The organism is Bacillus pfraonensis, assembly GCF_050768835.1.
Classification (GTDB): Bacteria; Bacillota; Bacilli; order Bacillales; family Bacillaceae_G; genus Bacillus_A; species Bacillus_A pfraonensis.
In genome coordinates this window covers 1-8,218 of the sequence record NZ_JAHCDO010000065.1, presented here as the reverse complement: position 1 = coordinate 8,218, position 8,218 = coordinate 1, and the positions used below count along the sequence as shown (strand labels likewise).

The window sequence follows — 8,218 nt, the reverse complement described above, 5'->3', positions numbered from 1 at the left end:
TCGTAAAAAACGGGATCATCAGGCTGCCTATGCCTTCATGAAAAGATTAGTAAAACATTTTGGAGAACCTACGGTTCTCACTACAGACAAAGCGCCGGCATTACTTTGCGCATTTAACAAATTAAGAAAACAAGGATTTTATCAAACTACAATCCATTGTACAATCAAACATTTGAATAATCTCATTGAACAGGATCATAGGCATGTAAAGAGACGTTTTGCCAAATCCGCAGGATTTCAAAATCTTCGTCATGCTTCACGTACGATAAAAGGTATCGAGACTATTCATGCCCTATATAAACAAAGGCGAAGTCTTCAAAGAGACTCCGCCTTTTCAACGTACAATGAACTTCAACAATTACTAGCTACTTCCTAAACATTGTTCCTCACTTACCAACCTGTTTATGCTTTTTTCAAACTTTGCAACAGAACCAGTCCAACCTCCAATTGTTAGTTAGTGTCCAACAATTGGGGTGCAGTTCACAACCAAACTTCGTTTTTTCGACGTATAACGCATTACATGAATTATTAATAGTTTCATAAAACTGGTCCACAATATTCTCCATCTCTTTATGTCTTCGGAAACTTTGCAACAGAACCACCCATAATATCTCTGTTTCACACTACTTAAACCAGCCTTTTTCTTTTGACTGGACAATCGCTTCTATACGATTTTTAACTTCTAATTTATCCATTATTTGAGAAATATAATTCCGAACTGTTCCTGTTTTTATACTAAGTTCAGCAGCAATTTCTTTTGTGTTTTTCCCATGAGCTACGAGCCCTAATACTTCTTTTTCCCGGTCAGTAAGGGGATTCTCCTCGCCGTAAACACTTTCCATGAGTTCAGGTGCATATATTCTTTTTCCTGTCATTACCCCACGTATAGAGCTTACCAGATCTTCACTAGGGCTATCCTTCAATAAATAACCACTTACACCAGCCTTTAAAGCGCGTTGAAAATAACCGGAACGAGCAAAGGTTGTTAAGATAATAACTTTACAACCTAAACCCTTAATCTCTTCAGCAGCATCGAGCCCACTCTTTCCAGGCATTTCAATATCCATAATACAAACATCAGGCTGCAATTTCCGCACTAAAGCTACCGCTTCCTCTCCATTAGAAGCCTGTCCTACTACCGTCATATCCTCCTCTAAATTTAATAGTGAACCAAAGGCTCCCAACAGCATCTTCTGGTCTTCTGCAATCATAATTGTAATCATTTAAGTTTCTCCTTATCTGTCTGCTTGACATCATTTGGTACTCTTATGATTAAAGTTGTTCCGTCATCTGTTCTCATTTCTAAATCGCCATTTATGAATTCCAAACGTTCCTTCATTCCTATTAATCCGTGACTTTTAGCTGTAGACTCTTCCTCATTCTTAAAAGTTCCGTCATCTTGTATAGTAATCACAATTTCCTTCCACGATTGTTCAATCGAAATGTAACAGGAAGTGGCCTTACTATGCTTTACTACATTAGTTACTGCCTCCTTCAAGCACATACTGAGAATGTTCTCAGTTAGTAGGGAAACATTAGTTAATTGGACTTTCTGGTCAAATACAAAATGGATTTGTGCTGCTTCGATAATTTGCTTTACACGAGAAATCTCCTCATTTAATCTAATCCCACGCATGGAAGACACCAACTTTCTCACCTCACTTAATGCAGTTCTGGCTGTTTGCTGAACGTCCTTTAATTCACTGTGTACTTGATAAGGATCTGTATAAATTAACTTTCTTGCTAAATCACTCTTTAGGCCAATTAGAGAAAGCTTTTGTCCTAGTATATCATGCAGATCTCGGGAAATCCGCTGCCTTTCCTCCAATTTGACAAGCTCAGCGATTCTCTTGTTGGCATCCTCCAGCTTTTCTTCTAGTTGTCCTCTTTCCTTTTTATTGTAAATGTTGAATGGAAGGAGGATAACGCTAATCCAAATGATAATTACAAAAGGCAGTTGCTCTAAAAAAAGCTCATCATGCATTATAATGCTGTAATTGATAGAGACGGACGTACTGATTAAATGAATAAAATATAATGTGAGAAATGTGATACGATCTGTGATATTGCCTATAAAGTATGCTAGAAAAAAAGCAAAATATACATAGCTGAAAAGACTTGTTGATGTAATTGAGATTCCGATTAGGATGAGTGTCCACAAATAAACAGGCCAGCCCTTTGAGACAAAGGCAATACGGTAAAAAATAAAAAATAAAATTGTAAGGAAAATCCCTACAATAATTTTAACCATAGAGGATAATTGAAAAATAAAGTAAAAAGGTAGTATACAAAGAATCGTCCAAAAATAAGGAGAAATTCCATTATTCTTTTGGAATGTCAAATATTTTTTAATCATGAATGAAACCTCTTTTTTGATTTTAAAGATGTTACGTAAGTCTAACTTCCTAATTTATTTTACCACTTTCTATCCATATATACCCCTACCACTCACTTCTCTAATAAGAAAAGCGAACACCTTCCATCCTTGCTCCTGTAGAAGAACAACCCGCGCACAATAAAATGTGCGGTTCGAGCGATATCTATTCATGGAAGCTTTCGTTGTGGTCTTTGATACAAAAGGCGCTTTTTGCCTTTTGTATCAAAGGTGACTGGAGCAGACCGTGGGAGCTAAACAATACCTCGAGAAGTTATACTTACACTTTATTCCTAAAATTTCTCGTTACGTCGAACAGTCCCCCAGTTAGAAATTTATGCTTTCTTACAGAACAAAACAAGAGACCCGGTTATGGCCTCTTATCTGGATAGTGTGTTCCATAGACTTTAACATTTCTATAACTTAGGTTTGGGCTGAACTAAGACACTCTTTGATCTTGATGGAACTTTGCTGCCTTTAAACCCTACAAATTTTTTGTTCTGTTCATCCCATAAACGGAATTTTAAAGACTGTAAACTAGTAGTTAAAGTTATCGTCGGTACATTTTGTAACTGCTGCGTATTATTGTGCACAGTCTCAAGCTTATAATTCGGGACTCTTGGACTTAAATGATGAACATGATGAAAACCGATATTTCCTGTGAGCCATTGTAAGAGCTTCGGAAGCTTATAGAAAGAGCTTCCTTCCACCGCCGCTTTTACGTATTCCCATTCCTCATCTTCTTCAAAATATGAATCCTCAAATGTATGCTGTACATAAAATAGCCATATTCCCATAGATCCTGAAATTAAAAAAATTGGACCTTGTACTAAAAGGAAAGACTGCCATCCTAGAGCCAAACAAAGTCCAGCTACCAAAGCAACAATTGCTAGGTTTATGACATAGGTGTTGATACGCTCCTTCCATCTAGCACCTTTTCGGTTAAAACGATTTGAAATGAGAAACACATAAATCGATCCTAATCCAAACATGACAAATGGATTGCGATACAACCGATATGCTACCCGGGTCCAAAACGATGCTGCCCCATATTCCCCTACTGTCAACACCCATATATCTCCTACTCCTCGCTTATCCAAATTACTGCTCGTTGCATGATGAATAGAATGACTATGTTGCCATTGTTTATATGGAAATAATGTTAAAATACCTGTTATGCTTCCAATTACTTCATTAGCAGTTCGATTCTTAAAGAAAGAGTAGTGACAGCAGTCATGAAAAATAATAAACACCCGTATGAGAAATCCCGCCGCAACTACCGACAAAGCTAACGTAAGTACATATGAAATTGATAGACTTTGGTAAGCAAAAAACCATAACATGAAAAAAGGCATTAAAGTGTTAACGAGTTGTCTTACACTATGCCATGTATTAGCCTTTTCGTAAGGTGCTACTTGTTTCCTTAAATTTTTCTGTTTTTGTATCGTCATCTTTTATGTTCCTTAGGGTATAACCGAGATATGTGTAATTTTAGGTTATAGCCTTACCGTTATTTCCAAATGGATTTTGAATCGGATTTTTCGTTTATTATTTTTTATAAAAATCCTCCTATGTCAAATCTTTTATTTGTTAACTTATTATCATATACCCTAATCATACAATCGAAACGAAATGTTTTCAGTAACTAATCAATGGATGATTAATAGTAGACAAAGGCAGATTTTTCATTGCAAATAAATGAATTGATACCTAGTTATAAGTTCAATAAACTTCATTTGGAAATAAAATACAGACTATGACCTAAAATTACATGTATCTTAGCTGTACCCCTTCCTTCCCTTTTGGTTATTTCAAATTATAGAGGAAAGGATTGAAGTCTTGTAGACATATGTGTCATAAACAAAACATGACAAATGTCATGCAAATGACGGTTCTGTTGCAAACTTTAAAAACATCGCAAAATAGTGAATATATCATACATTCTTTTGAATAGTATCCAATGTTTATTCTAAATAATTGTATTTTAATTCTACATTTTTATGAGTTCTCAAAACTTCGCAACAGAACCCATATGCTTATCAACCTAATCTTTTGAGGTATCCTAAAACTTAACCTTATCTCTATATTGCTAGTTAAGGGAATTTAACTCATTTTTTGCGTTTTGGGGAACAATTAATTTCTTAAGTTGATGGGTATGTATGGTGAGTCCTATTAAATCGCAATAAAAGGTGTTTTATGAATATACTCTTTATTATCAATCTGGCTAATTATAAAATTTGCTATTTCTTTATTTGAAATCATTGTCCCAGGCATATCGGTAAGACTTTCTTTGACTGCTCTAACTTCAACACCCTCTTTTACAAAAGGTAGTCTTATTAGCGTCCAATCAAGGTCTTTATTTTTCAAAAGAATATTCAGCTCTTCTCTTTTATCTTTCATCATTTTGGAAAAGAGCACTTCAAACATTTTTGCTCCAATCTTATTTAAAAGACTTTTTTTATCTCCTATAATATTAAGAGAAGCTCCTGTAACTCCAATATATCTCTTAATATCCTTTTCTTTCATTACTTCAAGTATATCTCTGGTAACTTTGCTATATATAGGTGTATCTCTCATAGGTTGACCAAAGCAATTTATAACAATAAGACAACCTTCGAGTAGTTGTCTTATTGCATCTACATTCTCCGCAGTACCTGTTACAATCTCAACTTTATCATCGTTATATTTTAAATTTTTAGGATTCCGAACAAGCATACGAACTTGGTAGCCATTTTTTAACAATTCTGAAGCTATATAACGTCCTACCTTACCAGTGCCACCAATTACAGCTATTTTATAAGGATTATCCATTCCATCACTCCTAAGAATATATAAGTAAACTCAATCCTTCCGAATTAAATTCTTATTTTACAATCTTGTCCTTTTTACAATTAATAATATTTATCATTTTTCTTTATATTTCAACATAAATTACCTATTTGTTCTGAAGTTTTCTTTTAACGCCTTAAATAACAAAATAGATCGCAACCGAAATGGAAGTCTGACAATAATCATTGTCACATTGTTAAAAGCAATGTTAATTATAATCTTATTTTAGGAGCCCCGCCACGTTGTCATCAATCTAGTACTTTGAAGTGTCCCCAAAACAAAAATTTTATTATTTTGCAGTTATTTATAAGAATTTAGCTCATTTTTTTCGTTTTGGGGAACAATGCATTTCTTAAGTTGATGGGCATGGATGCTACCCCTATAAGGATTTTTTCTTAGGCTAGCAAAAAACCGTTTAAAATACTCTTCTAATGCCACTTCACCCAACTTAGGATTAAAATTCAAATCCTGTCTTGATGTGGTAAGGTCATAGTGTCTATTTATTCCACCATAATATAATTCTACTTGACTTCTAAGTAGTGATGGCTGAGTATTCTTTTCCTTTGCTTCAAATTCAAGTTTATCAGCTAAATTTAACAACTGTTCTTTAGTATATTTTTGTGGTATCTCAAGATTAGGAATAAATTTTTTTGCAATTTTAATGATATCATCTGAAGTTACAGGCTCTTCATTAGCCAAGATATATCTTGTACCCCTTACACCTTTTTCCGCTGCAGCAATCATACCTTTCACAACATCAGTTACATCTATTGGCGTCATTTCACTTATATAGTTAACTTTCATCTTTCCTAAAAGAATACTATCGAAGGCCAGTATGGTTGGAGTTTTCTTTAAAAACTCTCCACCAATCATTGCACCAGGAAGAACGCTAACCATATTCAAATCATATTTTTCTGCCAGCTCCCAAGCTGTTCTTTCAGCTCGTGCTTTTGAATCAAAGTATGCATTTCCATGACTGTTTTCAAGCCATGTAGTTTCATCAATTTTACCCTTTAAGTTTCTCTTGTCCAATGACAATGCTGCTACGGAGCTTACATATACTATTTTTCTTACATTTGCTTCTTTAGCAGCCTCCATTATATTTTGAGTTGCCTCAACATTAGGAATAATTATCTCTTTTTCAGGATCTTGTGCCCAATGTTTAAATACAGCAGCTACTTGATATAAGGTATTCACTCCATCAAGTGCTTTATGAAGTGAGGCTTTATCCCTCAAATCGGCGTAGACGATCTCACAATCAAGGTCTATAAATGGTTCTTTGTCATTTAAATCTCGTACACTTGCTCTAACAGTTTCTCCTCTTTTTAATAATTCCCTTACCAAGTTGTTACCCAAATGACCATTTGCACCTGTTACCAAGGAAATTTTCTTCATAAATAAATCCTCCTAAATCAGTGATTACACCAGTTATCATAATGCGATAATAGCCTGTTGTAATTGACATATGTAAATTGCAATAAAAAAACACCAAATACTTTTATTTGATGTTTCCTAAAAACGTTTATTCTATTTTCATACTTCTCTTAATTCTACTAAGTGAGCTTGCTCTAATTCCAATATAAGAAGCAATATATGATTGATTTATTCTACTTTCTAAAGAAGAATACTCTCTTTTAAACTCCATGTATCTTTCCAGTGCATCTTTCATAAGTAACGCCTGTTCTCGATTTAGCATACCAACAAGAATCTTCTGAATATAATTAGTGAATATAACCTTCATTTGATTAGTTTTCTTCATACCTTGGTCTATGGAATTATACGGAATAACTACGCAAATGCTGTCTTGCAGGCTTTCTACATTAAAGCTAGCTTCTTCAACTCTTAATAAACCCTCTGCACAGGCAAATTCCGTTTCAGCTGCAAAACATTTTGTCACATCATTCCCTGCAGCATCTATATAATAGCCTCTCATAATTCCTTTATGAATATAATACAGTGAAGAAACTCTTTGCCCCTGCCTTAAAACAATTGTATCCTTTGGTACCATCTTTATATCAGCTGTTGAATTGAATAAGTATTTTAAATCTTCTTCCAACTCCAGCTTCAAACCAGCTTCAATATAATCACTCGGCTTATTAAGCATAATTCATCACCTCTATAAACATATAATTCATCACCTCTATAAACATATAAGGCATATCCTTTATCCACAATTTATTATTATAGCATTTAACCATGTCAAGCAACATTTACAAATAATAAAATAAGTAATGATAAAGGTGAATCAATTCAAAATGATAATGAAAAAAGGGTTCTGTTGCGAAGTTTTGTTAAGGTTAAGTGGTGCCAACAAAAGTTGTACATTTTATACGATTGTTAGCAGCTCCTGTAATTCATTGTATGTCGAAAAACCGAAGTCTGAGCCAAGACTTCGGTTTCGTTTATATAAAGCATGAATGGTTTCGGTGCCTTTCAAGGTACGGGAAGCGTGGCGAAGATTTTGAAATCCTCCGGATTTAGAAAAACGTCGCTTCACATGCCAATGGTCCTGTTCAATGAGATTATTCAAATGCTTGATTGTACAATGAGTTGTATGTATATAAAAACCTTGTTCTCTTAATTTGTTAAATGTGCAAAGTAATGCTGGTGCTTTGTCTGTAGTGAGAACTACTGGTTCTCCAAACGTTTTGACCAATCTTTTCATAAAGGCATAGGCAGCCTGATGATCCCGTTTTTTACGAAGTTGAATATCCAATGTGTGCCCGTCTTTATCAATTGCACGATATAAATAACGCCATTTTCCTTTGACTTTTATATAGGTTTCATCTAGTTTCCAAGAGAATGAAACGTTTTTATTTTTCTTCTTCCAAATTTGATAGATAAGGTTTCCATATTCATGAACCCAGCGCATGATGGTTGTTGGATGAACCGAAACACCACGCTCTTTCAAGATTTCAGATACATCACGATAACTTAAAGAAAAACGACAATAGTAGCCGACGGCTACCAATATAATATCCTTTTTAAACTGTTTTCCTTTAAAATACCCCATAT

General features: G+C 34.5%; 8 protein-coding genes. 1 reads left to right on the top strand and 7 read right to left on the bottom strand.

What is annotated here, in order from left to right; genetic code table 11:
* Nucleotides 1-376: DDE-type integrase/transposase/recombinase (locus KFD70_RS28245; protein WP_431613530.1), on the top strand; the 376-nt coding region annotated here is incomplete at its 5' end.
* Nucleotides 377-623: 247 nt separating this feature from the next.
* Here KFD70_RS28245 and KFD70_RS28240 read toward each other — a convergent pair.
* The 7 genes from KFD70_RS28240 to KFD70_RS28210 all read right to left on the bottom strand — a co-directional run bounded on the left by KFD70_RS28240 (nucleotide 624) and on the right by KFD70_RS28210 (nucleotide 8,216).
* Nucleotides 624-1,223: a response regulator transcription factor gene (locus KFD70_RS28240; RefSeq protein ID WP_336454242.1), complete on the bottom strand. Its 600-nt coding sequence runs from the start codon at nucleotides 1,221-1,223 to the stop codon at nucleotides 624-626.
* Entirely contained in the window at nucleotides 1,220-2,356 is a 1,137-nt protein-coding gene (locus KFD70_RS28235; protein WP_336454243.1) for a sensor histidine kinase, read from the bottom strand. Before KFD70_RS28235 ends, KFD70_RS28240 begins: the two co-directional genes overlap by 4 nt.
* A gap of 434 nt (nucleotides 2,357-2,790) precedes the next feature.
* The gene (gene desA / locus KFD70_RS28230) at nucleotides 2,791-3,825 is read right to left on the bottom strand and encodes a Delta(5) desaturase DesA (RefSeq protein ID WP_336454244.1); all 1,035 of its coding nucleotides are present in this window, start codon (nucleotides 3,823-3,825) and stop codon (nucleotides 2,791-2,793) included.
* A gap of 721 nt (nucleotides 3,826-4,546) precedes the next feature.
* A complete protein-coding gene (locus KFD70_RS28225; RefSeq protein ID WP_336454245.1) occupies nucleotides 4,547-5,185 on the bottom strand; it encodes an NAD(P)-dependent oxidoreductase in 639 nt (212 codons plus the stop codon).
* Between the two features lie 318 nt (nucleotides 5,186-5,503).
* A complete protein-coding gene (locus KFD70_RS28220; RefSeq protein WP_336454246.1) occupies nucleotides 5,504-6,598 on the bottom strand; it encodes an NAD-dependent epimerase/dehydratase family protein in 1,095 nt (364 codons plus the stop codon).
* 127 nt (nucleotides 6,599-6,725) lie between these two features.
* Nucleotides 6,726-7,307, bottom strand: coding sequence for a Crp/Fnr family transcriptional regulator (locus KFD70_RS28215; protein ID WP_241819317.1), 582 nt, complete (start codon nucleotides 7,305-7,307; stop codon nucleotides 6,726-6,728).
* Nucleotides 7,308-7,529: 222 nt separating this feature from the next.
* Nucleotides 7,530-8,216: an IS6 family transposase gene (locus KFD70_RS28210; RefSeq protein ID WP_336454247.1), complete on the bottom strand. Its 687-nt coding sequence runs from the start codon at nucleotides 8,214-8,216 to the stop codon at nucleotides 7,530-7,532.
* Between the last annotated feature and the right edge of the window lie 2 nt (nucleotides 8,217-8,218).